Below are 1,762 nucleotides of genomic sequence, written 5' to 3'. Positions count from 1 at the left end.
GCCCGGTGTCCCGCGGCCCGGCCCCGGGCGCCGGGCCGCGGGACACCGGGCCCGGCGCGAGTGCGGGTGAGGAGCCGCGTGCGCCCGAGCGGGCGGACGCGCAGCGAGCGGACGAACGGCCGAGCACGGCCGGCGAGGCCCACCCGACCGGGGAGGACGACGTGACGGGCACCACGGGGACGGCAGAACAGCCGGGCACACCCACCGAGCCGCGGCCGGACCCGGACGACCGGGCCGGGGCGGAGCCGGGAGCCGGGGCCGGCCCGGAGGGTGCCGGTGGCGCCGCGAGGTTTCGGCGGGAACGACGGCACAGGGCGATCGCGGGGGTGTGCGCCGGGCTGGGCCGGCAGTGCGACATGGACCCTGTGATCTTCCGGATCACGCTGTCCGTGCTCGCCGCCACCGGCGGGATCGGCCTCATCTTCTACGGCTTCGCCTGGCTCTTCGTGCCGTACGAGGACGAGGACGAGAACGAGGTGCGCAAGCTCCTCACCGGCCGGGTGGACGGCCAGGCGCTGGCGGCCGTGATATTCGCGCTGGTCGGCTGCGGGGCGTTCCTGTCGATGCTGAGCAACGCCAGTGTGCTGACCTTCGGCGTCGTCCTGTCCCTGCTCCTCGCGGGGGCCGGTTACTGGTCGCAGCACCGCGGCGCCCCCGACCCCGACCCGCTGGCGGCCCAGGCCGTCGCCGACGCCCCACCGGAGGCACAGGCGCCGCCGGTGCCCGCCGCCTACCCCTCCTGGTGGCGCTACCCGATCGTCAAGGACGGCACCCATGTCGGCGGCACGGGCTACCTGTGGGGGCCGCGGGAGTCGCGGGACCGGGACGTCGCCGCGGCCGTCAACATCGGCCTCGGCCGCCGCGGAAGCGAGGGCATACGCCCGGCGTGCGCCAAGCCGCTCCGCCCTCGCGGCCCGCGCGGGATCGGCGGCTGGGTCTTCCTGCTGGCTCTGCTCGCCGGCGGTCTCGGCACCGGGCTGACCTGGCACGGCCACGCGCTGGGCACCAGTCTGCAGGCCGGCCTGGCCTGCGCGCTCGCCGTGTTCGGCCTGGGCATGGCGGTGAGCGCCTTCCTGGGGCGGACGGGTGCCGGTTCGGTACTGCTGGCGCTGGTCACCGCGGCCCTGCTCGCCGCCTCCGCGGCGCTTCCGAAGGACATCGGTACGCACTGGGCCCACCGGACGTGGCAGCCCGCCGCGACGGCGGACGTCCAGGGCAAGTACAACCTCGGCACCGGGGAGGGCACCCTCGACCTGACCCGGATACGCCCCGGCAAGGGAGAGACGGTGACGACGACGGCACAGGTGGGGGTCGGCCGGCTGAGGGTGATCGTGCCACCGGGCGTGACCGTGCGGGCGGCCATCCACGTGGGAGTCGGCGACATCCGGCTGCCGGGCGAGAACTCACAGGACGTGGACGTGGCTCCGGGCCGGCACCAGAAGGTGACGCTGCCCCCCACGGCCGGCGGCAAGGACGGCGCCGGGACACTGGATCTCGAGCTCCAGGTCGGTCTGGGGCAGGCGGAGGTGAGCCGTGCTGCGTCATGAGTTCCAGCCCGGGAGGCTGGTGGCCGGCATCTTCCTCACCGGCGCGGGCGTGGTCTACGCCGGAGACGCGGGCGGCGCCTGGGAGACCCCGTGGTTCGTGGTGATACCCCTGGTCGTGGGCGGCCTGTGCCTGGCGGGCGCGGTGGGGGTCGTGGCCAGGGCCGTACGCGGACGCCGGGGCTGCCGCACGGCCGCCGACCGGACCGGGGCGGGAG

2 protein-coding genes are annotated in these 1,762 nt (G+C 75.9%); both read left to right on the top strand.

All coding sequences use genetic code 11. The features are described from left to right. The first annotated feature begins 161 nt into the window (after positions 1–161). Complete coding sequence (locus C1I97_RS36575) at positions 162–1,547, top strand: PspC domain-containing protein (RefSeq protein ID WP_111007199.1); 1,386 nt, start codon at positions 162–164, stop codon at positions 1,545–1,547. Next, positions 1,534–1,762, top strand: a 229-nt coding sequence (locus C1I97_RS36570) for a hypothetical protein (RefSeq protein ID WP_111007198.1), incomplete at its 3' end; no start/stop codon positions are given. The genes C1I97_RS36575 and C1I97_RS36570, both read left to right, overlap by 14 nt.

The organism is Streptomyces sp. NTH33 (genome assembly GCF_003236365.1).
Lineage (GTDB): Bacteria > Actinomycetota > Actinomycetes > Streptomycetales > Streptomycetaceae > Streptomyces.
The sequence above is the reverse complement of the archived record's forward strand: the minus strand, read 5'-3'. Positions and strand labels throughout refer to the sequence as shown.